This window comes from Microcella alkaliphila, from assembly GCF_004216855.1.
GTDB lineage: Bacteria > Actinomycetota > Actinomycetes > Actinomycetales > Microbacteriaceae > Microcella > Microcella alkaliphila.
Genome location: NZ_SGXT01000013.1, coordinates 448,521 through 471,783, shown reverse-complemented (window position 1 = coordinate 471,783; position 23,263 = coordinate 448,521). Strand labels below are relative to the sequence as shown.

Sequence of the window (23,263 nt, the reverse complement as noted above, 5' to 3'; positions counted from 1 at the left end):
GGGGAGCGTAGGAACTTCCATCCTGGAAGGCCCCGCCGCCTATCCCGCCACCGGCACGCCCGAACCACTCACCCCCGCTTCATGACGAAGAGCCGACAATCTCGACGCTCTGGACGACGACTTCCCCCGCCCGTTCTGGACGCGCGCTCGCCTCGGCGGCGTCGCCGTGCTCGCTGCGAGCATCGCGGTGGGCACGGCGATCGGATTCGGCATCGACCGGGCCGCCGACGCCCTCGCCCCCAACTCGCTCGCGGTCTTCGACCGCCCTGCGAGCGAGCTCGAGGTTGCCGCGCTCGCCCGTGCGAACCAGTTCGGACTGGGATTCGGGAGCGCCGCCACTGAAACAGAGGTGCGTCATCTGGCAACGGTCGACGACGTCGACGTGTTCGCGCAGTTGCTGCCCCCCGACTACGGAACGCCCCGCAGCGACGTCGGCGCCCAGGTGTGCCTGCTCGCAATGGCACCCGATGCAAACTTTGTGTCGCCGCCGTGCGTTCCCCGAACGGTGTTCGAGCGGCAGGGCATCGTCGGTCACCTGAGCGAAATGGACACGAGCGGCACCTACCCGCCGGCCGAGAATTTGCGGTCCCTGTCGATCGCGTGGGGCCCGCGCGGTGGTGCCGACATCGCGCTGACGGCGGCACAGGAGTCAGCGCAATGAGGCGTCGCACGCTTCTCGCCGTGATCGCCGCCGGGCTCACCGTCGGGGTGATGCTCGGGCTGACGAGTGAGCGGTGGGCGCCCCTTATGGCCCTCGACGCTCTGTCAATCTTCGACGGAGAACCGAGCGGCGAGGACCGCTGGACCTCGACGAATTTCGCCGCCAACTCCATCCTCGCCACACGGCGAATCGCTACGCTCGGCGACACCGAGATCTTTGCCGTTCGCAGCACCGTCGACATGTGGTCGGGCATGCCCCACCCGGAAGGGGTCCTCTGCGTGAGCGCCCGCTCGCCCCGACTCGTGTTCTTCTCGACCGGGTGCGTGTCCGAGACCGTGTTTCGTGAGCACGGGCTTCGCGGCGTGCTGTCCGCAATCGAACAGCCCTCGGGCTTCCCCACCTGGCGAACCGAGCGCCTCATCACCGTCGTGTGGTCGCCCACCGGCGAGGTGACCGTCGTCGATCTGACCGACGAGGTCGTTCTCAGCCCTGACGAGCTCTACTCAGAGGAAGAGCGCGCTGTCGGTCTCGACATTCCGTTTATCGACACTCTCCGATTCACGGGTGCCGATCCCGACGTCAGTCGCCTCGTCGCCGAGAGTGTCTCCCTCCCCGAGCTCGGCCCGGGCGAGATCGGACGCGGCAGCGACAGTGGGGTGACGACAACGACCTACCTGAGCGTGCACGCGGGCGCCACCGCGGACGCCGAGCGCTCGGTGTGCCTCACCGTCCGCTTCAATGACGAGCTGTTGCCCCCGGTGTGCGATTCACTTGCGACATTCCGCGAGTCGGGAATCACCCTTCAGCTCGTCGACGAAGGCGTCACCCTCTTCGCCCGCCCGCGCGAGGGCGTGGGCTTCGACGTCAGCGCGAGAGAAACCCGATGACGGCGGTGCCCGATCTCAACGCCCTCGACGACGCCGCGCTGCGCGGCATCGCGTACGGGCGCGCCGATTCGGATGAGGCGAGGATGCGCGCAGAAGCCGCCGCGCGCATCCTCGCCTCGCGCGGCGCCCCGGCCGCCCCGCCCACCGGGCAGCACGCGCCGCCCACGACACCGTCGGAACAGCCCGGAGCGCAGCCCGCGCACCGCGACCGAGACGATGCAGACCTGGAAGCGCCGACGACGGACGACGGGCCCCCGGGCCGCCGCTGGAGCACCCCCCTGCTCGCCGGCGTCGCCGCTGCCGCGCTCGTCCTCGGCCTCGCCGGCGGAGCCCTCGCCGACCGCGCCATGTCGACGTTCGGCGACGGCGACGACTCCCTCGCCGTGTTCGACCGTGAGCCCACGAGCCGCGAACTCGAACACGCCGTCGCGCTCTTCGGCCCCGAGGCGCCGGCGAACGCGCGAAACGTCGGGTCGGTGGGCCTCACCGAGCTCTACGCCGTGCGCATTGAGGGGGCGGGCTTCTACGGTGGGGAGTCGCTCGGCCCGCAGGTGTGCATGACCGGCGAAGCCCCGGGCGTCTACTTCCCTCCCGAGGTCTGCACCCCCGAGGAGGTGGTGCGGGTCCACGGCATGCAGGGAGTGCTGCGCGGCATCGACCAGGCCAGCGTGAACTTCGATGTTGTTCAACTGATCCGCTTCGAGTGGGGTCCCCGCGGCGGCGTGAGGGCCTCCGACGCCACCGAGCTCGTTCTCGGCGACGGTGCGAGCCGCTTCAGTGAGGACGACGTCGCCGAGGGGCTCGACATCGCCGCCGTGCGCGCACTCGAGCGCCTTCCCCGCTTCAGCGGCTCCGACGAGCGCCTCGGCCGCGCCCTCGTCGGGCCCGCCGTGGTCGGGCAGCTCGACACGACCCTGTTCGTGGGCACCGTCGAACCGGCGGCCGGCGACAGCCGCCAGGTCTGCGTGTACTCGCTCGTCAGCGGATCATCCCGCGCGTCGGTGTGCGCCTCGCTCGGCCAGTTCCGCCGCGAGGGGCTCCGCGGCTCATACCCGCTGCCCGACGGCCACGTGTTCGTCACCTACGAGCCATCTGGCGTGTTCACGGTCGACGGGCAGTGATCCTCCGGCAGGGCCGTGCTTGACTGTGCCCGTGGGCGACGACGCTGACCCCGACGCGTTCGACGGCCTGGAGGCCCTCGACGACGTCGCGCTCGCGCGCATCGCCCACGGCCGCGTCGCCGACAGCCCCGAATCTCGGATGCTCGCCCAGCGCGCCGCCCGCATCCTCGCCGGCCGCCGCCCGGCCCCCGACCCGACACCCCCGGTCGTCGACCAATCGTTGGCCGACGGGCCGGACGCGGCTGACGCGCCCCGCGCATCCCGCGTGTCGGTTCGCGTGTTGATCGCCGCCGCGCTCGCCGTCGTCGCACTCATTGCCGTCGCGCTCGTGGCGATCCCGCGCGAGCCGCCCGCGTTCGCCGTGGTCGAACGCCCGGCCACCCCGCGCGAGCGGGTGCTCGACGAGCGCCTCGCGGGCACGGGTGGCCTGCTGTTCAGCGGGGTGCGGGTGTTGCAGTCGGTCGTGCTGACTGAGCCCGGCGAGCTGCTCGAGCTCGTGGCCTACCGGGGCGGCGCCTCCCCCCGCACACCGCCCTCCGAGCGCACCGTCTGTCTCGCCGTCTTTGCGGCCGACCGGCTGTGGAGCCGCACCTGCCTGCCCGAACCGGCCTTCCTCTCCGGCGGCGACGTCAGCATCCTCGAGTCGCTGCCGGGTGCCGAGCTTCGCTACGGCTGGGGCCCCGGCGGCACCTCCAGCGTGCAGCTCACCCCGACCGGCCCCACCGACCTCGTCGAGCTGACCGCGATGGGCCTGCCCGCGGTGCGCAATCTCGTCCTCGCGGCCGAGGACGGCCCAAGCTTTCTCGTGCGGTCGCTCGAGCTCATCACCCGGCCGAGCGGACGGCCCGAAGCACTCTTCGGCCCCGCCGAGCTGGCGCGGGTCGACGAGACGTGGATCCTCATCGGCGCCGTCCGCCGCTCCCCCACCCCCGGCGGCGAGTTGGAAGTGTGCGCGATCGCGACCCGCATCGGTGTCGCATCGGCGCCCATCGACAGTAGCTGCGTCACGGCAAGCGAGTTCGCAAGCGCCGGCATCGCGACGCCGCCCGCCGACGGTCTGCGCCCCTTCGTCTACGCCTGGCGCCCCGACGGCACGATCGAGCTCGAGGGCCTCACCAGTACGCCGTGACCGCGCCCGACCCAGGAGGCCCGGCTTCTCATCCGGGCCGCGCCGCGCCTACCGTGCCCGCGGGTGCGCGAGCGCCCACGCCTCGCGCACGGCGTCGGCCGTCACGAGCGTGTACAGCTGCGTCGTCGCGACCGACGCATGCCCGAGTAGCTCTTGCACGACGCGCACGTCGGCCCCGCCTTCGAGTAGGTGCGTGGCGAACGAGTGCCGCAGCGTGTGCGGCGACAGCTCGGCGGTGAGCTCGGCCCGCTCAGCCGCGCCGCGAATGATCAACCACGCACTCTGCCGGCTGAGCGGCCCGCCGCGCGCGCCCAGAAACAGCGACCCGGATGCTCGTCCCCGCGGCGCGAGCACCGGCCGCGACCGCACGAGGTACGCGTCGAGCGCCTCGCGGGCGAAGCGTCCGATCGGCACGAGCCGTTGCTTACGCCCCTTGCCGAAGAGCCGCACGACCTCCGCCGCTCCCCCGTCGTCCCCGGTCACGTCGTCGACGGCGAGGCCGACCGCCTCCGAGACGCGTGCGCCCGTCGCGTACAGCAGCTCGAGGAGCGCCCGGTCGCGCAGCATCAGCGGGTCGTCGCCCGTGCAGGCGTCGAGCAGGCGCTCGACCTCGTCGATCGTGATCGCCTTCGGCAGTCGCTTCGCCTGCCGGGGCGGCTTCTGCTCGGCGGCGACGTTGCGTTCCACGAGCCCCTCCTCAAGAAGGAACGCGTGCCAACCCCGCACGCTCGACAGCATGCGGGCGGCACTCGAGGCCGACACCGGCCCGGCGCCGCCCGAGGCGAGCTCCGGGTCGCGGACGGCCGCGACGAACGACGCGACGTTCTTCTCGGCGATGCCGCCCACAGCATCCACGCCGCCGCCTGCGAGGTGGGCGAGGTAGCGGCCGAGGTCACGCCGGTAGGCGGCGACGGTGTGCGGCGAGCGGCCGCGCTCGAGCGCGACGTGCCGCAGGTACCGGTCGACCGCGCGCTGAAGCTCCGGAGACGGCTCTCGCGCCTCCGCCACGGCTAGCCTCGGGCCCGGGTGCGGCGCGCGTGCTCGGCGAGCACCGCGGCCATGAAGATGCCGTTGCGGGCGCGACCCGCGAGCACTGCGTCGACTGCCTCCTCCACCGCGACCCAGCGGGTCACGATGTCGGCCTCCTCGCCGTCACGGGCGAACACCTCGGGCGCCGCGCTGAGCCCCGTCGCCCGAAACACGTGGATGATCTCGTCCGAGCCGCCGGGCGTCGTGTGCAGCTGGATGAGTGGCTCCCAGTCGGCCGCGACGAGGTCAGCCTCTTCCGCCAGCTCGCGCTTGCCGGCCTCGAGCGGGTCCTCCCCCTCGATGTCGAGCAGCCCGGCGGGCAGCTCCCAATTGCGTTCGCGAATGGGGTGACGGTACTGACGGATGGCGAGCATCCGATCGTCGTCGTCGATCGCGAGCACCGCAACCGCGCCCGTGTGCGCGACGAATTCGCGCACCAGTTCGCCGTCGCCGAAGGCGAAGCGTTCGCGGCGCACATCCCACACGGCGCCGTCGAAGACGACCTCGCTCGACGCGATCTCGGGCGCGAACGGCTCGTCGGCGAGCGGCGCCTCACCCGCCGGCAGTTCGCTCACGAGCCCTACTCGCCCTCGGTTTGCTCGTCGTCGAACAGGCGACTGGCCTTCTGCCGCTCGATCGCGGCGCCAACAAGCCCCGAGAACAGCGGGTGCGCGCGGTTCGGGCGGGAGCGCAGCTCGGGGTGCGCCTGCGTGGCGATGTAAAACGGGTGCTTCTCGCGCGGCAGTTCGACGAACTCGACGAGCGAGCCGTCGGGGCTGAGCCCCGAGAACGACAGCCCGGCCTCGGCGATGCGGTCACGGTAGGCATTGTTGACCTCGTAGCGGTGGCGGTGCCGCTCGCCGATCGTCGCCTCGCCATACAGCTCGCGGGCCAGCGACCCCTCGCCGAGCGCGGCCTCATACAGCCCGAGGCGCATCGTGCCGCCGAGGTCGCCGCCGTCGATGTGAGCCACCTGCTCGGCCATCGTCGCGATGACGGGGAACTCGGTGTCGGGGTCGAACTCGCTCGAGGATGCTCCGGGCAGCTCCGCCACGTTGCGCGCGTACTCGATGACCATGCACTGCAGCCCCAGGCACAGCCCGAGCGTGGGGATCATGTTTTCGCGGGCGAACTTCAGGGCACCGAGCTTCCCCTCGATGCCGCGCACGCCGAAGCCGCCGGGCACGCAGATCGCGTCGACGTCGCTCAGGTGCTTCGCCGCGCCCTCGGGGGTCTCGCACTCGTCGGAGGCGATCCAGCGGATCACGGCCTTCGACTGGTGGGCGAACGCGCCGGCGCGCAGCGCCTCGGTGACGCTCAGGTACGCGTCGGGCAGGTCGATGTACTTGCCGACGAGACCGATCGTGACCTCGCGCTTCGGCTCGTGCACGGCGGTGAGCAGGTCGGCCCAGCCGTCCCACGCCACCTCGTTCGCCTCGAGGCCGATCTGGTCGATGATGTAGGCGTCGAGACCCTGGCTGTGCAGCATCGACGGGATGTCGTAGATCGACGGCACGTCGACCGCGTTGACGACGGCCTGCTCGTCGACGTCGCACATGAGCGCGATCTTGCGTCGGTTGGCGCTCGTGACGGGCCGGTCGCTGCGCAAGACGAGCGCGTCGGGCTGGATACCGATCGAGCGAAGGGCCGCGACCGAGTGCTGCGTCGGCTTCGTCTTCTGCTCGCCACTGGCGCCCATGAACGGCACGAGGCTCACGTGCACGAAGAACACGTTCTTGCGGCCGAGCTCGTGGCGCACCTGGCGGGCCGACTCGATGAACGGCTGCGACTCGATGTCGCCGACGGTGCCGCCGATCTCGGTGATGATGACGTCGGGCTGCGGGTCGTCTTCGGCCTGCAGGCGCATGCGGCGCTTGATCTCGTCGGTGATGTGCGGAATCACCTGCACCGTGTCGCCGAGGTACTCGCCGCGGCGTTCCTTGGCGATGACCTGGCTGTAGATTTGGCCGGTCGTGACGTTCGCGGCCTGGTTCAGGTTGATGTCGAGGAAGCGCTCGTAGTGCCCGATGTCGAGGTCGGTTTCGGCGCCGTCGTCGGTGACGAACACCTCGCCGTGCTGGAACGGGTTCATCGTGCCAGGGTCGACGTTGAGGTACGGGTCGAGCTTCTGCATGACGACGCGCAGGCCTCGGGCGGTGAGCAGGTTGCCGAGGCTGGCCGCCGTCAGGCCCTTGCCGAGAGAGGAGACGACTCCTCCGGTGACGAAGATGTGTTTGGTGACGCGGTCACCGTTCCCGGAGTCTGAAGTGTCTGCCACGGGGTTCTATCGTATCCGACCCGTGACCGCGAAAGCCTCGACGCGCGGAATCGAGCCGCGTACCCTGCCGGACATGGGGGAACGATCACGCACATTCACTCGGTTCGGGATGCTCGAAGCACGCCCCGCGCGCCGCGCCGCGGCGACGCTCGCCGCGTTCGTTGCGCTCGCTGCGCTCACCGCCGGCTGCGCGACGCAGCCGGCTCTGCCCCCAGCGCCCCAGTCGATCGCTGACGCGGAGGGTGCGGGGTGGCCGCCGGGAGCCCCGGTGCCCGACCCGGCGTTTGAGGGTCCAATCGAGCCCATCGCCTGGTGGAACGAGGGCCCCGCCCGCAATGTGATCACGTTCATCAGCTACGGCTCCTCCAGCTGCCCCTTTGTGTTGACCGCGCTTGAGGTGCTCGCTGACGACCGGCTGAGTGCCACGTTCCAGAAGGGGGCAGCCGATGCCTGCACCGATGACCTCGCCCCGCACTTCCACATCGTCTCGGCGCCCGAGGGCGCGACGGCCGACGAGGTCCTCGCCGATGTCGAGTGGCGCGAGCCGCGCCTCGGCGACGAAGACTGGGTGCAGGCGTTCACGATCATGGTGATCGACCCGAACCTCCAGCCGGTCGACGTGCCCGCTTCGGCGGCGGTCGACGAGTACCCGGGCTTGCCCGCGCTGCTTCCCGAACCTGCCCCCGATGCCGAGCAGCCCGACGGTCCGCAGGCGTTCTGGCTGAGCCCCGTGCTCGAGCTCGCCGACGATCGCGAGCTGACGATCGTCACCTACGGCTCGTCGAGTTGCCCACTCATTCCAACGGCGGTCGACGCGGGTCTCGCCTCCGACACGATCGGGGTGACGCTGCAGGAGCGAAAGGCACCGAACTCGTTCTGCACGGCCGACTTCGCGCCGTTCACGAGTGTGCTGGCGATTCCCTTGACGGCGGCCGCCGAGGCGACGCAGGTCGAGTTCTCGACCCTGGTTGATGGTGCCGAGCGGCAGGTGACGACGGTCGACATCGTCGACCTCGCCGGCTGAGTCAGACGCCGCTGAGACTGCGCGCCTCGGCGAGCAGTTCGCGCGCGTGCTCAAGCCCCGTGTCGCTGTCGGCGAGCCCGGACAGCAGCCGCGCCATCTCGGCCACCCGTGCGTCGCCGTCGAGTTGCTGCACGCTGGAGGCGGTGACGGTGCCGTCGCTGCCTTTCACGACCGTGAGGTGGTTGGTCGCGAACGCGGCGACCTGCGCCAAGTGCGTGACGACGATGACCTGCGAGGTGCGGGCAAGCCGCGCGAGCCGTCTGCCGATCTCGATCGCACTCGCCCCACCCACCCCGGCGTCGACCTCGTCGAACACAAACGTCGGCACGGGATCGGTCTCGGCGATCACGACTTCGAGCGCCAGCATCACCCGCGACAGTTCGCCGCCCGAGGCGCCTTTGCCGAGCGGCCGCGGGTCGGCGCCCGCGTGCGGCTGCAGCAGCAGCGCGACGGAGTCGCGGCCCGAGGAGGTCAACTCGTCGCGCCGCTCGAGTGAGACGGTGAGGCGCGCATCCGGCATCGCGAGCGCGGCGAGCTCGGCGGTCACCGCGTCGGCAAGCCGGGCCGCGGCCGCGGTGCGCAGGGCGGTCAGCCGGTCGGCGAGCCCGTCGACGGCGGCCTCTCCGCGCTCGACCTCCTCGGCGAGATCGGCGATGCGGTCGTCGTCGTGGTCGAGTTCGAGCAGCCGCGCCGACCCCGTGTCGAGCAGGTCGATGACGTCGTCAAGCCCCGGCCCGAAGCGTCGCGCAAGGTCGGTGAGGGCCGCACGGCGCTCGTTGACCGCCTCCAGTTCGCGTCCGCCGTCGGTTTCGAGCGACGCGAGGTAGCCCGAGAGCTCGGTTGCCGCCTCGGTGACCGCAAAGCCTGCCGCCGCCAGCTGCTCGACGATCGGCGCGAGCTGCGCGTCGTGCCCGCTGACCCGCTCGACCGAGCGGCGCGCGGCGTCAATGAGTCCGATCGCGTCGCTCGCGCCGTCGAGCGCCTCGCTCGACAGCAGTTCGTGCGCCTGCGCGGCGGCGAGCCGCAGGTCTTCGAGGTTGCCGAGTCGCTCGGCCCGCTCGGCGAGCTCGGTGTCTTCGCCGCGCTGTGGCGCGAGCTGTTCGATCTCGTCAATGGCGGCGCGCAGGTCGTCGGCCTCGCGGGCCCGCGCATCCCGGTCGCCGGTGAGTCGCGTGAGTTCGTCGCGCGCCGCGTTCCAGGCGGCGAATGCCGCCCGATACTCAGCCAGCACAGCCGAGAGCTCTGACCCCGCGTAGCGGTCGAGCGCCTCACGCTGCGCCGTGGACGACTTCAGCCGCACCTGGTCGCTCTGCCCGTGCACGACGACGAGCTGCTCGCCGAGTTCTCCGAGCACGCCGACCGGCGCCGACCGTCCGCCGACGACGGCGCGCGACCGGCCCTCGCCCGAGACCGTGCGGGCGAGAATCAGTTCGTCATCGTCGAGGTCGCCCCCGGCATCGCGCACGCGCTCGGCAACCGCGCCGTCGGTGTCGACGATCCAGCGCCCCTCGACGAACGCGCGGTCGGCCCCCGAGCGCACCACGCCCGCGTCGCCGCGCGCGCCGAGCAGTAGCCCGAGCGCCGTGACGACCATGGTCTTGCCGGCGCCCGTCTCCCCGGTGAGCGCGGTGAAGCCGGGCCCGAGCGGCAGCCGCGCCTCGCCGATCACACCCAGGTCGCGGATCGAGATCTCGTCGATCACGACGCGTCGCCCTCCGCGCCCTCGCCCGCGGCGGCATCCGCATCTGCGCCGCTCGCCCCCGCGGATGCCCGCGGCACCGTGATCGCGCCCGTCGCGGGATTCTCGGCGTCGGCCCCGCCCCGCCAGCCGTGGACGGGCAGGGCGAATTTGTGCACGAGTCGATCGGTGAAGGGCCCGGGGTGCAGCCGCGCGAGCCGCACGGGCGTGGACGATCGCCGGGCGACCACGCGCGCGCCGGCGGGCAGGTCAAAGGCGCGACGCCCGTCGCACCACAGCACGCCGGTCGCACCCGTACGGTCGAGCACGTCGACGGCGAGTGACGAGTTCGGGCCCACCACGAGCGGGCGGGCGAACAGGGCGTGCGCGCTGAGAGGAACCATGAGCAGCGCGTCGAGGCTCGGCCAGACGACGGGGCCGCCGGCGCTGAAGGCGTAGGCGGTCGACCCGGTGGGGGTCGCCATGACGACGCCGTCGGCGCCGAAGCTGGTGAGCGGCCGGCCGTCGACCGCGACGGCCAGGTCGAGCATCCGTTCGCGACTGGCCTTCTCGACGGTCGCCTCGTTCAGCGCCCACGTCTGCCAGATGACCTCGCCGTCGACCTTCACCCGCACCGAGAGCGTCATGCGCTCTTCGACGAGGTAGTCGCGCGACAACACGCGCGCGACCGCCTCCGTCAGACTGTCGCGCTCGCTCTCGGCGAGGAAGCCGACGTGCCCGAGGTTCACCCCAAGCAGCGGCGCCGACCCGCCGCGCACGAGCTCAGCCGCGCGCAGGATCGTGCCGTCGCCGCCGAGCACGATGACGAGCTCAACATCACCCACGGCGACGTCACCGTGGTCCTCAGCATCGGCGAGCACCCGCAGCTCTGCCCCGCCGGTGGCCTCCCGCAGATCATCGACGCTGTCGGCAGCGACGACGGGCGTGAGCCCGGCGTCGCCGAGCAGCCGGCAGACGGTGACGGCCGCCTCGAGCGACTCGTCGCGGCCCGTGTGGGCGACGACGAGGATGTGGCGTTCAGTCACGGGGCTCCTTCACACGGGTGGCTGATCGGCGGCCCGCGGGGCCCCGGTCACGACCGTGCGGGCCAACTCGGCCGCGCGGCCCCTCCATTCTGTCGGATCGACCCCGTACTCACGCCGGAAGACGGCCAGATACTCATGATTGCCGTGGGTTCCGACGACCGGGGAGGACAGGAGCGCCGACGCCCGTAAGCCCTCGTCGGCCGCCGCCCAGAGCACGCCCATGATCGCCTCCTCGCGGGCCCCCGCGTCGCGCACGATGCCCTCGCGGATGCCCTGTCGGCCGACCTCGAACTGCGGCTTGATGAGCAGCACGTAGTCGGCGTCCGCGCCGACCGTCGCAACGAGCGCGGGCAGCACGACGCCGAGCGAGATGAAGCTCAGGTCGCCCACGACGACCGAGGGCCGGTCACTCACTCCGCTGGTCGTCGCGAGCAGCTCGGGGGTGAGGTCGCGGGCGTTGACCCCCTCGACGACCGCGACGCGCGCGTCGAGCGCGATGCGGGCATCCAACTGGCCGTGGCCGACGTCGAGGGCGATGACGGTGTCGGCGCCGCGCTCGAGCAGCACCTCGGTGAAGCCGCCCGTGGAGGCGCCCACGTCGAGCGCCGTCGCCCCCGCGATCGGCAGCGGGCGACCGGCGGCCTCCTCCGCGTCGAGAGCCGCCAGCAGCTTGTGCGCGGCGCGACTGACATACCTGCTCGCGCCCTCTACCCCCAACTGATCGGATGCTCGCACCGCGTACGCCGGCTTCGTCACCACCCTGCCGCCGACGCTGACCCGCCCGGCCTCGATCGCCTGACGCGCGGCCGTGCGCGAGCGCGCGAGCCCCGCGTCGACGAGCGCCACGTCGAGGCGCCGCGTCGCACCGGAGTCAGAGCCGGAAGCCGAGCGAGGGGTGCGCGCGGTCACGCCTCGAGCTGCTGCCGCAACGCGTCATGCAGTTGCGCGAACGCGGCCGCACGGTCCTCGAGCGGCTGGTCGTCGATGAGGGCGAGCTGCGAGAGCAGGCCCTCGTCGGGGGTGTCGAGATCGGGCTTGTCAAGATCGGCGGTGTCGAGATCACCCGTGTCGTGCTCGCCGGTCTCGGGCTCGACCGTTTCCGGTTCGGTCTCTGCGCCGCGCTCGTCCATGGTCACGAATATAGCTGCGGGTCGACGTCGAGACCCCAGATTTGCAGGCCGGACGCCCAGATCACCGCGGCGCCGGCGCGCAGCAGGTTGACGGGGTCGTCGCCCGCCCGGGCGACGCGCACGACGTTCTGCTTCATGCGCACCACCGCCTGCCCGCACGAGACCGAGCGCACGCCGTCAGCGTCGACCTCCTCGGTCACCTCCGGGTACGGCTCGAACAGCTCACGCAGGTCGCGCAGAATGTAGGTCGGGCGCTGCCCGGCCGGCGCCGCAAGCACCTGCTTGGCCTGATCGATGCCGGTCAAGACGAGCGCGCTGGCCATTCCCGCCGTGTTGGCGCCCTGAATGTCGGTGTCGAGCCGGTCGCCGATCGCGAGCGGATTGCTCGCACCAAAGCGCTCAACCGCCTCGTCGTACATGGGCTTCTCGGGCTTGCCGGCAAAGACGGGCAGGCGCCCGACGGCCAGGTGCACGGCCGACACGAGGGTGCCGTTGCCCGGCGCCACCCCGCGCTTCTGCGGAATCGTCCAGTCGGTGTTCGTCGCCACCCAGTGCACGTGGTCGTGCTGCAGCGCGTAACTCGCCTCCGCGAGGTGTTCCCACCCCACGTGCGGGGCGAACCCCTGAACGACCGCGTCGGGCTGGTCATCGGCCGAGCGCGTGACGCGGTAGCCCGCCTTCTCGAGCTCGACGGTGATGCCCTCTCCCCCGACGACCATGACGAGGGCGCCCGGGTCGACGAGCGTCGCGAGCACACGGAGAGCCGCCTGCGGGCTGGTGACGACATCGGCCGCCTCAACGCTGAGCCCGAACGCCGACAGGTGCTCGGCGACCGACTGATCGGTGCGCGCTGCATTGTTCGTCAGGTACCCGATGCGGGCCGACGTCGCCGCCTTCTGGATGCTCGGAACGGCATGCTCGATCGCGTCCGGTCCCCGATACACCACCCCGTCGAGGTCGAGCAACAGCGCGTCGCGACCATCGAGCGGCGTCGGCGCCTTCTTCCTACCGAACATCGTCGCCCTCCTCGCCGGGCGTCGCCTCGCCCTCGGTCGCATCATCGTCGACGTCGTCGAGCCCTTCCTCGATGACCTCGATCTCGTCGTCGCCCGCGCCGCCTTCGGCCTCGGCGATTGCCTGGGCGGCGATGTCGGCCCGGCGACCCCACTCGGCGGCCTCCGACTCGCGCCCGAGTTCGGCAAGCACAACGGCGTACGAGTCGAACAGCGCGGGGCTGAAGCTGTAAGCGGTCGAGGGGTCGAGCTGCGGGATCTCCAACTCGCGCAGCGCCGCCTCGGTCTGGCCGAGGTCGAGTCGCGCGCCCGACATCGCGATCGCCAACTCGACACGTGTGCCGACACTCAGCTCGGAACGATCAACGCTGCGCCCCAGCTCGAGAGCCTTCTCGGGGCGCCCCAGACCGCGCTCGCAGTCGACCATCAGGGGAACCTGCTCGTTTGACCCGCTGATGCGGCGATGCGTGCGCAGCTCTCGCAGCGCGAGCGCGAAGTCGCCGGTCAGATAGGCGGTGATGCCGAGCGTCTCGCGAGCGACCGCGATGCGACCGCCGCGGCGGGCGGCCGCCTGTGCGTGCTTGTGCGCGAGCTCGGGGTCCTCATCAATGAGGCGAGCCGCCATGACGAGGTGCTGCGCGACCCGCTCCGCGTTCTCTTTGCTCAGCGCCTTCAGTTCGGCGCGAGCGACGCGGTCGAGCTCGCGGCCCGTTACGTCGTCCGGAATCGGCGGATCATCGTGCCGCGGGCGACCCTCGTCTGCGTCGGTGCGCCGCGGACGAATTCCGCCCGTCGGGCGTTCGGATGCTCGTCCCGACCCCGCACGCGGAGCATGCGAGCGGCGCTCCCCGCCCTCCCGGCGCGGTGCTGCGTCACCGTCACGGCGCGGACGTGCATCGCCGTCTCGACGAGGCCGACTGTCGCCGCTGCGCTGCGGACGAGCGTCGCCGTCCCGTCGAGGACGGCCGTCGCTACTCCGATGAGGGCGAGCGTCGCCGTCCCGTCGGGGGCGACGGTTCTCGCCACCATCGCGCTTCGGTCGGTCGTGCTTCTCTGACATGAGTCTCCTCGCGCTGCACAAATTCGTGCGTTAACGCGAAATGGCCACCCATCACTGGGTGGCCATTTCACAAAGAAGTCCGGCGGTGTCCTACTCTCCCACGAGGTCCCCCTCGCAGTACCATCGGCGCAGAAGGTCTTAGCTTCCGGGTTCGGAATGTAACCGGGCGTTTCCCCTTCGCTATGGCCGCCGAAACACTATTGATTTATCAATCGTTTACGGACAGTCATGTCAAAGCATGATCTGTGCGTAGTTCTCGACCGTAAATCGAGAACCACAAAGTGGACGCGAGCGCATACTCAACCCTTCCGAGGAAAGGTGTTGTCAAGTTATCGGCTTATTAGTACAGGTCAGCTGCAAGGGTCGTTAGTCCCCTCTTCCACATCCTGCCTATCAACCCAGTCGTCTGGCTGGGAGCCTCTCGCCCCTAAGGGCATGGAAGACTCATCTTGAGGCCGGCTTCCCGCTTAGATGCTTTCAGCGGTTATCCATCCCGAACGTAGCTAATCAGCGGTGCTCCTGGCGGAACAACTGACACACCAGAGGTTCGTCCAACCCGGTCCTCTCGTACTAGGGTCAGATCCTCTCAATCTTCCTGCGCGCGCAGAGGATAGGGACCGAACTGTCTCACGACGTTCTAAACCCAGCTCGCGTACCGCTTTAATGGGCGAACAGCCCAACCCTTGGGACCTACTCCAGCCCCAGGATGCGACGAGCCGACATCGAGGTGCCAAACCATGCCGTCGATATGGACTCTTGGGCAAGATCAGCCTGTTATCCCCGAGGTACCTTTTATCCGTTGAGCGACAGCGCTTCCACAAGCCACTGCCGGATCACTAGTCCCGACTTTCGTCCCTGCTCGACCTGTCAGTCTCGCAGTCAAGCTCCCTTGTGCACTTACACTCGACACCTGATTGCCAACCAGGTTGAGGGAACCTTTGGGCGCCTCCGTTACTTTTTGGGAGGCAACCGCCCCAGTTAAACTACCCACCAGGCACTGTCCCTGAACCGGATTACGGTTCTAAGTTAGACATCCAGGGTGACCAGAGTGGTATTTCAACAACGACTCCACGAACACTAGCGTGCCCGCTTCACAGTCTCCCACCTATCCTACACAAGCCACACCGAACACCAATACCAAGCTGTAGTAAAGGTCACGGGGTCTTTCCGTCCTTCTGCGCGTAACGAGCATCTTTACTCGTAGTGCAATTTCGCCGAGTTCGCGGTTGAGACAGCTGGGAAGTCGTTACGCCATTCGTGCAGGTCGGAACTTACCCGACAAGGAATTTCGCTACCTTAGGATGGTTATAGTTACCACCGCCGTTTACTGGGGCTTAAATTCAGAGCTTCGCTTGCGCTAACCCTTCCTCTTAACCTTCCAGCACCGGGCAGGCGTCAGTCCGTATACATCGTCTTGCGACTTGGCACGGACCTGTGTTTTTAGTAAACAGTCGCTTCCCACTGGTCTCTGCGGCCTTCAACGCTCCGGGAGTAAATCCCTTCACGAATCCGGCCCCCCTTCTCCCGAAGTTACGGGGGCATTTTGCCGAGTTCCTTAACCACGATTCTCTCGATCTCCTTGGTATTCTCTACCTGACCACCTGAGTCGGTTTGGGGTACGGGCGGCTAGAACCTCGCGTCGATGCTTTTCTCGGCAGCATAGGATCACTGATTTCCCCCGTGAGGGGTACGCATCGGATCTCAGGCTGTATGAGAGACGGATTTGCCTATCTCTCGCCCTACGTCCTTACACCGGGACAACCATCGCCCGGCTCAGCTACCTTCCTGCGTCACACCTGTTAATACGCTAGCCGCACCAGCATAGGGTCGAGTGCTAGCCCTCAGCTCGCCGCACCCGAAGGTGCATTGAAAAGAGGATTCGGACTCTTAGCATTACTGGATTAGCTTGGGCGGTTCTTCGCCGGTACGGGAATATCAACCCGTTGTCCATCGACTACGCCTGTCGGCCTCGCCTTAGGTCCCGACTTACCCAGGGCGGATTAGCCTGGCCCTGGAACCCTTGGTCTTTCGGAGGACGGGTTTCTCACCCGTCTTTCGCTACTCATGCCTGCATTCTCACTCGTGTGGCCTCCACGGCTGGTTTACACCGCCGCTTCGCTGGCCACACGACGCTCTCCTACCGATCCGTACGGCTGGACCACAAAGGCCTACCAAATGTACGAATCCTACGACTTCGGTGCTGTGCTTGAGCCCCGTTACATTGTCGGCGCGGAATCACTTGACCAGTGAGCTATTACGCACTCTTTCAAGGGTGGCTGCTTCTAAGCCAACCTCCTGGTTGTCTATGCAACTCCACATCCTTTCCCACTTAGCACAGGCTTAGGGACCTTAGTCGGTAGTCTGGGTTGTTTCCCTCTCGACGATGAAGCTTATCCCCCACCGTCTCACTGCTGCGCTCTCACTTACCGGCATTCGGAGTTTGGCTGACGTCAGTAACCTTTTGGGGCCCATCGGCCATCCAGTAGCTCTACCTCCGGCAAGAAACACGCAACGCTGCACCTAAATGCATTTCGGAGAGAACCAGCTATCACGAAGTTTGATTGGCCTTTCACCCCTATCCACAGCTCATCCCCTCAGTTTTCAACCTAAGTGGGTTCGGTCCTCCACGACGTCTTACCGTCGCTTCAACCTGGCCATGGATAGATCACTTCGCTTCGGGTCTAGGACATGCGACTGAATCGCCCTATTCAGACTCGCTTTCGCTACGGCTACCCCTCACGGGTTAACCTCGCCACATATCGCTAACTCGCAGGCTCATTCTTCAAAAGGCACGCTGTCAGAGCTACTAGGGCTCCTCCAACGGTTTGTAAGCAAACGGTTTCAGGTACTATTTCACTCCCCTCCCGGGGTACTTTTCACCTTTCCCTCACGGTACTTGTCCGCTATCGGTCATCTGGGAGTATTTAGGCTTATCAGGTGGTCCTGACAGATTCACACGGGATTTCTCGGGCCCCGTGCTACTTGGGATACTCTCCGGGCCATTACGACATTTCGACTACGGGGCTGGCACCCTCTGTGGCTGGCCTTTCAATGCCATTCGTCTATATCGCGCTGTAACCCTTGCTGTTCGGCAGAACAGCGGGTGAGTCCCACAACCCCGACCATGCAACGCCTGCCGGCTATCACACATGATCGGTTTAGCCTCTTCCGGTTTCGCTCGCCACTACTAACGGAATCACTGTTGTTTTCTCTTCCTGTGGGTACTGAGATGTTTCACTTCCCCACGTTCCCTCTACCCGCCCTATATATTCAGGCGGGAGTCACTAGGTCGCACAAGTACGCCCAGCGGGGTTTCCCCATTCGGAAATCCTCGGCTCAAAGCTCGCTTATCAGCTCCCCGAGGCTTATCGCAGATTGCTACGTCCTTCTTCGGCTCCAGATGCCAAGGCATCCACCGTTTGCTCTTAGAAACTTGACTACATGAGTATGAATCGATCGACAGCATCTCCCCTAAAAGGTTCGACGCTGCAGATTGACCAATGATCTATATAAATCTAGATCGTAGATCTGATACCCGAAGGCATCAGTTCTAAGATGCTCGCGTCCACTGTGTAGTTCTCAACATACGGTCGGCACTCCCTGCAGTCAGCCATCGCGGCGACTGCCCAGAAGTCCGAGAGATCGTGTCCCGGTTTCCCGGGGCCCGGTCCCTCAGGACCCAACAGCGTGCACGTCGCCACCTCTCACAAGCGCGGGTTCCTATCCACAAGGGATGTACTACCGAGCCGGCTCGAGCCGACGACCTAAATCAATGTTCCACCCTTGAGCAAACCGGCTGAGAACGTGCGTCTCAGTTCCGGCTCTGGATGCAGCCGCCGAAGCGACGCATCAGAAGCTCCTTAGAAAGGAGGTGATCCAGCCGCACCTTCCGGTACGGCTACCTTGTTACGACTTAGTCCTAATCACCGATCCCACCTTCGACAGCTCCCTCCTTACGGTTGGGCCACTGGCTTCGGGTGTTACCGACTTTCATGACTTGACGGGCGGTGTGTACAAGGCCCGGGAACGTATTCACCGTGACGTTGCTGATTCACGATTACTAGCGACTCCAACTTCATGGGGTCGAGTTGCAGACCCCAATCCGAACTGAGACCGGCTTTTTGGGATTCGCTCCACCTTGCGGTATTGCAGCCCTTTGTACCGGCCATTGTAGCATGCGTGAAGCCCAAGACATAAGGGGCATGATGATTTGACGTCATCCCCACCTTCCTCCGAGTTGACCCCGGCAGTCTCCCATGAGTTCCCACCATTACGTGCTGGCAACATAGGACGAGGGTTGCGCTCGTTGCGGGACTTAACCCAACATCTCACGACACGAGCTGACGACAACCATGCACCACCTGTATAGAGACCTTGCGGGGCGTACATTTCTGCACGTTTCCTCTATATGTCAAGCCTTGGTAAGGTTCTTCGCGTTGCATCGAATTAATCCGCATGCTCCGCCGCTTGTGCGGGCCCCCGTCAATTCCTTTGAGTTTTAGCCTTGCGGCCGTACTCCCCAGGCGGGGAACTTAATGCGTTAGCTGCGACACAGAAACCGTGGAATGGTCCCTACATCTAGTTCCCAACGTTTACGGCATGGACTACCAGGGTATCTAATCCTGTTCGCTCCCCATGCTTTCGCTCCTCAGCGTCAGTTACGGCCCAGAGATCTGCCTTCGCCATCGGTGTTCCTCCTGATATCTGCGCATTCCACCGCTACACCAGGAATTCCAATCTCCCCTACCGCACTCTAGTTTGCCCGTACCCACTGCAGGCGCGAGGTTGAGCCTCGCGTTTTCACAGCAGACGCGACAAACCGCCTACGAGCTCTTTACGCCCAATAATTCCGGACAACGCTTGCACCCTACGTATTACCGCGGCTGCTGGCACGTAGTTAGCCGGTGCTTTTTCTGCAGGTACCGTCACTTTCGCTTCTTCCCTGCTAAAAGAGGTTTACAACCCGAAGGCCGTCGTCCCTCACGCGGCGTTGCTGCATCAGGCTTTCGCCCATTGTGCAATATTCCCCACTGCTGCCTCCCGTAGGAGTCTGGGCCGTGTCTCAGTCCCAGTGTGGCCGGTCACCCTCTCAGGCCGGCTACCCGTCGTCGTCTTGGTGAGCCGTTACCTCACCAACTAACTGATAGGCCGCGAGTCCATCCTTGACCGAAATTCTTTCCAGCTAGTGACCATGCGGTCCCAGCTCGTATCCGGTATTAGACGTCGTTTCCAACGCTTATCCCAGAGTCAAGGGCAGGTTACTCACGTGTTACTCACCCGTTCGCCACTAATCCGCCGGAGCAAGCTCCGGGTTCATCGTTCGACTTGCATGTGTTAAGCACGCCGCCAGCGTTCGTCCTGAGCCAGGATCAAACTCTCCGTAAATGTTTGATTGCACGGCGACCCGAAGGCTGCCGGCACATCTAGTTGCATCAAGCGTTACCGCTCGACACGAGTTCAATCTGACTGAAGTTGAATATCTACTGACATTCGTTTCAATCCAAAGGAATCTCATTCGGTTGGTAAACCAACCGACGAGGTTGTTTGGCATTGACTTAGTGCACGCTGTTGAGTTCTCAAGGATCGGACGCTCCTGATGGTCGGCCTCTCGGCCGCCCTGTCAGGGCAACTTTCCTAATGTACCCACCCGGGAGACTCTCTGCAAGTTCGGGCTTCCAGTCATCTGGAGTTCCGAGTGCAGTGTCGATCCTGCGGGGGAGTTGGAATCCTACTTGGCGATGAGCGCACCCGCAAGGGCTGCTCTGTCTTGGAGGATTCGGCCCGGTAGCTGGCTTCGAGCTTCTCGCTCTCGCCGCTCCGTCGGGCTGACAAGAGAAAACATTACGGGCGTTTGGGGTGCCGGGCAAATCACCGCCACATCCCGGGCGTGTCGCGCCACTCTCCCCTGCAAACAGGCGGGACAGCGGTGCGCCGCGACCCGGTTACGAGCCGGTGAAGCGCAGGCCCGCGAGGGTCTTCTTGCCCCGCCGGAGAACGGCGACCCCGCCAGCGAGCGCGACGTTCCCGAGGGCCGCGCCCTCCGCATCCACCTTCACGTTGTTGACGGAGACCCCACCCTGCGCGATGGCACGACGGGCGTCCGAGGCGCTCGAGCAGAGACCGCTCTCGACGAGGGCGGCGACGACCGTCGTGTCGGCCGACACCTCCGCCCCGGGCAGCTCCGCGACAGCCGCGCGCAGCGTGGCTGCATCCAGGCTCGCGAGATCTCCCTGGCCGAACAGCGCCGCCGAGGCGGCGACCGCTGCACGCACCGCATTCTCACCGTGCACGAATCCCGTGACCTCGAACGCCAACCGGCGTTGCGCGGCGCGTCGGAACGGCTCCTCGGCGACCAGCGTCTCGTAGCGTTCAATCTCAGCGCGGTCAAGGAAGGTGAACACCTTGAGGCGATCGATCACGTCGGCGTCGTCGGTGTTGAGCCAGAACTGGTACATGGCGTACGGGGAACACATCGCGGCGTCGAGCCAGATGGCGTTGCCCTCGCTCTTGCCGAACTTCGTGCCGTCGCTGTTCGTGATCAGGGGCGTGCCGATCGCGTGCACGCTCACGCCGAGCGCCTTGTGCACCAGGTCAGTGCCGCTCGTCAGATTGCCCCACTGGTCGCTGCCGCCGGTTTGCAGAATGCAGCCGTGTTGGCGGTGCAGTTCGAGGAAGTCGTAGCCCTGAAGGATCTGGTAGCTGAACTCCGTGTACGAGATGCCAGCATCGGAATTCAAGCGCGCGGCGACCGCATCCTTCTTCAGCATCGTTCCCACACGGAAGTACTTGCCGATATCGCGCAGGAAGTCGATGGCGGAGAGCCCCGCCGTCCAGTCGAGATTGTTGACGAGGGTCACAGCGTTGTCGCCGTCGGCCGACAGAAAGCGACTCACCTGCTGCTGGAGGTAACCGACCCACTCGGCGACCGTCTCGCGGTCGTTGAGCTGGCGCTCGGCGGTGGGACGGGGATCGCCAATGAGTCCGGTGGAGCCGCCCACCAGCGCCAGCGGCCGGTGGCCGGCCAGCTGCAAGCGCCGCATCAGCAGCAGCTGCACGAGGTTCCCGAGGTGAAGACTCGGCGCCGTGGGGTCGAATCCGCAGTAGTAGGTGATGGGCTCCCCGTCGAGCACCTCTCGCAGCGCCTCAGGGTCGGTTGACACGTGCACGAGGCCGCGCCAGATCAGCTCATCCCAGAGGGAATCGAAGGAGCTGTCGAGGCGGGGCAGAGTCAGCGATTCGAGCGCGTCGGTCACCGCGACAGGCTATCGCGGTCGGATCGCGGGCCCTGTGAATCAATGACAGAGGGTTGATGTTGGCAATATCACCCCTCTAGGCTTGATGCATGTTCGTCGTGATCGCCGACCAGATCGGCAGCCGCACCGACCGAGACCGGGTCGCCGACCTCCTCCACCGCCTCGACGCCCGCGCCGGCGACCGCCTCGCCCTGCCCGCGGAACGCACCGCCGGTGACGAATTGCAGGCGCTCACCGCCGACCCCACCGCCGCACTCGACATCGTGCTCGAGTGCCTGCGGGGCGGACACTTTCGCGCCGGGCTCGGCATCGGTCACGTCGCAGGGGCGCTGCCGGCGAGCATTCGCGAAGCGAGCGGCCCCGCGTTCATCGCGGGGCGGCGGGCGGTGCAGAAGGCGGCGCGCACGAGCATCCACTTTGCGGCGGCCGGGGCCGACACGGCCGCCGACGACGCCGACGACGTGGATGCTCTCATCGCCCTGCTGCTCACGGGGCGCGCCCGGTGGAGCGCGCAGAGTTGGGAACTGTACGACCTGCTCGAGCAGGGGCTGACGCAGGCGGCGGCTGCCGAGCGGCTCGGCATCACCCCACAGGCCGTGAGCAAGCGCGCCCGCGCGGCCGCGCTCGCCATCGACGCGGAGGCCCGCCGGGCGATCGCACGGTTGATGGACTCCGCCGATGCCGAGCATTCGACAGTAGGGTGACGGGCATGTTCGCCGCAGCCTGGATCGTCTTCGCCGGTTGGCTCGCCCTGTCGGCCGCCGTCGCCGTCGTGCTCGCCCTCGCCGTCGTCGGCGGAGTGCAACGCAAAGACCACTACGCGCTCCCCGCCGTGGGGCTCGTCGCGATCGGGCTGGTCATCGTCAGCGTCACGCCCGTCCAGCCGGTCGGGATCGGCGGCCTGGTCACGCAACTGCTGATCATCGCACTCGCGATCGCCGGCGGCGCGCCCGTCGTGCGCGGCGTGTTGCGGCTCGCCGACCGGCGGCAACGGACGGCCCACGCTGCGACGACCGACGACACGGCGGACACGGCGCCCCGTGACGCCAGCCCCACCGCAGACGACGCCGCCGAGGTGCTGCGCGGTGGCGCGACCATCGGCTACCTCGAGCGCGCCGCCGTCGTCGCGGCCGTGCTGCTCGCCCGCTGGGAGATCCTCGCCGTGCTCGTCGCCGTGAAGAGCGTCGGCCGCTTCCGCGACCTCGACGCCGGTCACCACGTCACCGAGCGGTTCATCATCGGCACGCTCGCGAGCCTGCTGTGGGCGGGCGCGACCGCCGCGCTCATCGCGCTCGCGTAATCCCGCGCCCCGGCCGGTAGGCCGACACCGTCGGGTCGCCGGGAATCCAGAAGCGCCACGGGTACGCGTCCCCTCCCCCGGGATGCGCGACGCCGACGCGCGGGCCCGTCGCGATCGCGGGGGCGGGGCCCGGGGACGCAGCGAGATCGACGGCGCCGTCAGCGAGCATCCGCCCGTCGTCGTCGAGAGTGACGCCGAGGGCGCGCGCCAGACGTGCCGGACCGCGCGCCAGATCGCGGTCGGGCACCCGCGGCACCGCACCGTCGGCGCCCGGGCGGCGACCGGCCAGGGCGCGGGCGCGTGCCTCGTCGATGCCGGCAACGACCTCGCCCGCCCGGACCAGAACCGCCGAGGCGGTGCCCGCCTCGCCCGTCACGAGGTTCAGGCACCGGTGCATGCCGTAACTGAGGTAGACGTACAGCGTGCCGGGGGCGGCAAACATGGGTGCCGTGCGGGGCGTCTGGCCGCGGAACGCGTGCGAGCCGGGATCCTCACCGACGCCGAGATAGGCCTCGACCTCGGTCAAGCGGACGCTCACTCCCCGACCGTCGAGCACGGCCCCCAGCAGGAGCGGGGCGACCGAGACGGCGTCACCGGCCAGCATCGCGGCGGCCGGTGACGCACCGCGCGACACGCCGGACGGGGTCACCGCGA

General features: G+C 67.5%; 19 protein-coding genes and 3 rRNA genes. 7 read left to right on the top strand and 15 right to left on the bottom strand.

Annotated elements, in window-relative coordinates; translation table 11 throughout:
• The first annotated feature begins 166 nt into the window (after nucleotides 1-166).
• The 4 genes from EV140_RS05690 to EV140_RS05675 are packed head-to-tail and all read left to right on the top strand — an operon-like array spanning nucleotide 167 to nucleotide 3,798.
• On the top strand, nucleotides 167-661 hold the full coding sequence (locus EV140_RS05690; protein WP_130281867.1) for a hypothetical protein: 495 nt from the start codon (nucleotides 167-169) through the stop codon (nucleotides 659-661).
• Complete coding sequence (locus EV140_RS05685; protein WP_130281865.1) at nucleotides 658-1,548, top strand: hypothetical protein; 891 nt, start codon at nucleotides 658-660, stop codon at nucleotides 1,546-1,548. The genes EV140_RS05690 and EV140_RS05685 overlap by 4 nt, the downstream gene beginning before the upstream one ends.
• The gene (locus tag EV140_RS05680) at nucleotides 1,545-2,669 is read left to right on the top strand and encodes a hypothetical protein (RefSeq protein ID WP_130281863.1); all 1,125 of its coding nucleotides are present in this window, start codon (nucleotides 1,545-1,547) and stop codon (nucleotides 2,667-2,669) included. Before EV140_RS05685 ends, EV140_RS05680 begins: the two co-directional genes overlap by 4 nt.
• 31 nt (nucleotides 2,670-2,700) lie before the next feature.
• Nucleotides 2,701-3,798, top strand: a complete 1,098-nt coding sequence (locus tag EV140_RS05675; RefSeq protein ID WP_130281861.1) for a hypothetical protein — start codon at nucleotides 2,701-2,703, stop codon at nucleotides 3,796-3,798.
• A gap of 48 nt (nucleotides 3,799-3,846) precedes the next feature.
• On the opposite strand, the gene EV140_RS05670 is transcribed toward EV140_RS05675, so the two are convergent.
• From EV140_RS05670 to EV140_RS05660, 3 genes are read right to left on the bottom strand one after another with little or no spacing between them, the layout of a single operon-like run.
• Entirely contained in the window at nucleotides 3,847-4,806 is a 960-nt protein-coding gene (locus EV140_RS05670; RefSeq protein ID WP_130281859.1) for a site-specific tyrosine recombinase XerD, read from the bottom strand.
• A gap of 2 nt (nucleotides 4,807-4,808) precedes the next feature.
• Nucleotides 4,809-5,402: an NUDIX domain-containing protein gene (locus EV140_RS05665; protein WP_130281857.1), complete on the bottom strand. Its 594-nt coding sequence runs from the start codon at nucleotides 5,400-5,402 to the stop codon at nucleotides 4,809-4,811.
• Between the two features lie 5 nt (nucleotides 5,403-5,407).
• Complete coding sequence (locus tag EV140_RS05660) at nucleotides 5,408-7,105, bottom strand: CTP synthase (RefSeq protein ID WP_130281855.1); 1,698 nt, start codon at nucleotides 7,103-7,105, stop codon at nucleotides 5,408-5,410.
• A 73-nt stretch (nucleotides 7,106-7,178) separates the two neighbouring features.
• Between EV140_RS05660 and EV140_RS05655 the strand changes: the two genes are divergently transcribed.
• A complete protein-coding gene (locus tag EV140_RS05655; RefSeq protein WP_157985609.1) occupies nucleotides 7,179-8,129 on the top strand; it encodes a hypothetical protein in 951 nt (316 codons plus the stop codon).
• A 1-nt stretch (nucleotide 8,130) separates the two neighbouring features.
• Here the strand turns inward: EV140_RS05655 and recN are convergent, their stop codons facing one another.
• The 11 genes from recN to tyrS form a co-directional block, all read right to left on the bottom strand.
• Nucleotides 8,131-9,831 (bottom strand): DNA repair protein RecN, encoded by a 1,701-nt coding sequence (recN, locus tag EV140_RS05650; protein WP_130281851.1) that lies wholly within the window; start codon nucleotides 9,829-9,831, stop codon nucleotides 8,131-8,133.
• Complete coding sequence (locus tag EV140_RS05645; protein ID WP_130281849.1) at nucleotides 9,828-10,853, bottom strand: NAD kinase; 1,026 nt, start codon at nucleotides 10,851-10,853, stop codon at nucleotides 9,828-9,830. The genes recN and EV140_RS05645 overlap by 4 nt, the downstream gene beginning before the upstream one ends.
• A 9-nt stretch (nucleotides 10,854-10,862) precedes the next feature.
• Nucleotides 10,863-11,762 carry a TlyA family RNA methyltransferase gene (locus EV140_RS05640; protein WP_241971310.1) on the bottom strand — a complete coding sequence of 300 codons (900 nt, stop codon included), beginning with the start codon at nucleotides 11,760-11,762 and terminating at the stop codon, nucleotides 10,863-10,865.
• Entirely contained in the window at nucleotides 11,759-11,983 is a 225-nt protein-coding gene (locus EV140_RS05635; RefSeq protein WP_130281847.1) for a hypothetical protein, read from the bottom strand. Before EV140_RS05635 ends, EV140_RS05640 begins: the two co-directional genes overlap by 4 nt.
• Before the next feature lie 2 nt (nucleotides 11,984-11,985).
• Nucleotides 11,986-12,999 (bottom strand): HAD-IIA family hydrolase, encoded by a 1,014-nt coding sequence (locus EV140_RS05630; protein WP_130281845.1) that lies wholly within the window; start codon nucleotides 12,997-12,999, stop codon nucleotides 11,986-11,988.
• A complete protein-coding gene (locus EV140_RS05625; protein ID WP_130281843.1) occupies nucleotides 12,989-13,621 on the bottom strand; it encodes a hypothetical protein in 633 nt (210 codons plus the stop codon). Before EV140_RS05625 ends, EV140_RS05630 begins: the two co-directional genes overlap by 11 nt.
• An 86-nt stretch (nucleotides 13,622-13,707) precedes the next feature.
• A complete protein-coding gene (locus EV140_RS05620) occupies nucleotides 13,708-14,025 on the bottom strand; it encodes a hypothetical protein (protein ID WP_130281841.1) in 318 nt (105 codons plus the stop codon).
• A 108-nt stretch (nucleotides 14,026-14,133) separates the two neighbouring features.
• Nucleotides 14,134-14,250, bottom strand: a 5S ribosomal RNA gene (gene rrf, locus EV140_RS05615).
• A 126-nt stretch (nucleotides 14,251-14,376) separates the two neighbouring features.
• Nucleotides 14,377-17,495, bottom strand: a 23S ribosomal RNA gene (locus EV140_RS05610).
• Between the two features lie 425 nt (nucleotides 17,496-17,920).
• A 16S ribosomal RNA gene (locus tag EV140_RS05605) occupies nucleotides 17,921-19,441 on the bottom strand.
• Together the 16S, 23S and 5S rRNA genes form the textbook arrangement of a ribosomal RNA operon.
• A 557-nt stretch (nucleotides 19,442-19,998) precedes the next feature.
• Nucleotides 19,999-21,309 (bottom strand): tyrosine--tRNA ligase, encoded by a 1,311-nt coding sequence (gene tyrS, locus EV140_RS05600; protein ID WP_130281839.1) that lies wholly within the window; start codon nucleotides 21,307-21,309, stop codon nucleotides 19,999-20,001.
• 89 nt (nucleotides 21,310-21,398) lie between these two features.
• On the opposite strand from tyrS, the gene EV140_RS05595 reads away from it, so the two are divergent.
• Nucleotides 21,399-22,013: a SatD family protein gene (locus EV140_RS05595; protein ID WP_130281837.1), complete on the top strand. Its 615-nt coding sequence runs from the start codon at nucleotides 21,399-21,401 to the stop codon at nucleotides 22,011-22,013.
• Nucleotides 22,014-22,018: 5 nt separating this feature from the next.
• Nucleotides 22,019-22,609 (top strand): hypothetical protein, encoded by a 591-nt coding sequence (locus EV140_RS05590; protein ID WP_241971309.1) that lies wholly within the window; start codon nucleotides 22,019-22,021, stop codon nucleotides 22,607-22,609.
• On the opposite strand, the gene EV140_RS05585 is transcribed toward EV140_RS05590, so the two are convergent.
• Nucleotides 22,593-23,213: a DNA-3-methyladenine glycosylase gene (locus EV140_RS05585; protein ID WP_130281966.1), complete on the bottom strand. Its 621-nt coding sequence runs from the start codon at nucleotides 23,211-23,213 to the stop codon at nucleotides 22,593-22,595. The two genes, EV140_RS05590 and EV140_RS05585, sit on opposite strands and share 17 nt — an antisense overlap.
• Between the last annotated feature and the right edge of the window lie 50 nt (nucleotides 23,214-23,263).

Bases quoted from the DNA above. Each gene is read 5' to 3' on its own strand.
- EV140_RS05685 (WP_130281865.1), top strand. From the start codon at position 658: ATGAGGCGTCGCACGCTTCTCGCCGTGATCGCCGCCGGGCTCACCGTC.
- EV140_RS05680 (WP_130281863.1), top strand. From the start codon at position 1,545: ATGACGGCGGTGCCCGATCTCAACGCCCTCGACGACGCCGCGCTGCGC.
- EV140_RS05655 (WP_157985609.1), top strand. From the start codon at position 7,179: ATGGGGGAACGATCACGCACATTCACTCGGTTCGGGATGCTCGAAGCA.
- EV140_RS05635 (WP_130281847.1), bottom strand. From the start codon at position 11,983: ATGGACGAGCGCGGCGCAGAGACCGAACCGGAAACGGTCGAGCCCGAG.
- EV140_RS05630 (WP_130281845.1), bottom strand. From the start codon at position 12,999: ATGTTCGGTAGGAAGAAGGCGCCGACGCCGCTCGATGGTCGCGACGCG.
- EV140_RS05625 (WP_130281843.1), bottom strand. From the start codon at position 13,621: ATGGCGGCTCGCCTCATTGATGAGGACCCCGAGCTCGCGCACAAGCAC.
- EV140_RS05620 (WP_130281841.1), bottom strand. From the start codon at position 14,025: ATGGTGGCGAGAACCGTCGCCCCCGACGGGACGGCGACGCTCGCCCTC.
- EV140_RS05595 (WP_130281837.1), top strand. From the start codon at position 21,399: ATGTTCGTCGTGATCGCCGACCAGATCGGCAGCCGCACCGACCGAGAC.
- EV140_RS05590 (WP_241971309.1), top strand. From the start codon at position 22,019: ATGTTCGCCGCAGCCTGGATCGTCTTCGCCGGTTGGCTCGCCCTGTCG.
- EV140_RS05585 (WP_130281966.1), bottom strand. From the start codon at position 23,213: ATGCTGGCCGGTGACGCCGTCTCGGTCGCCCCGCTCCTGCTGGGGGCC.